At 67.0% G+C, this 355-nt stretch carries 1 protein-coding gene; it reads left to right on the top strand.

The annotated features are described in order from the left end of the window. Positions 1–59 precede the first annotated feature (59 nt). On the top strand, positions 60–355 hold a 296-nt coding region (locus tag J0695_RS39430), incomplete at its 3' end, for an acetylxylan esterase (protein WP_206969657.1).

Genomic DNA, 355 nt, shown 5'->3' with positions numbered 1-355 from the left:
GGCCGTCGTACGGTGGCGTTTCCTTGATTCATCCGATGACCAGATTCGGAGCGCCCACGATGGCACTGTTCGACCTCTCGCCGGACCAACTCCGCAGCTACCGGAGCCAGTCCGTCGAACCGGCTGATTTCGACCAGTTCTGGGACAAGACCCTGAGCGAGGCACGCTCGCACGACCTCGACGCCCGTTTCGAGCCCGTCGACACGGGCCTCTCCGGGGTCGACGTCTTCGACGTGACGTTCGCCGGATTCGGCGGCCACCCCGTGAAGGGCTGGTTCGTCGTCCCGTCCGGCACCACCGAACCACTCCCCGTGGTCGTGCAGTTCATCGGGTACGGCGGCGGGCGCGGCCTCCC

The organism is Streptomyces beijiangensis (assembly GCF_017315755.1).
Taxonomy (GTDB): Bacteria; Actinomycetota; Actinomycetes; order Streptomycetales; family Streptomycetaceae; genus Streptomyces; species Streptomyces beijiangensis.
Note: the sequence above shows the minus strand (reverse complement) of the source record. Positions and strands in the feature narration are given on the sequence as shown.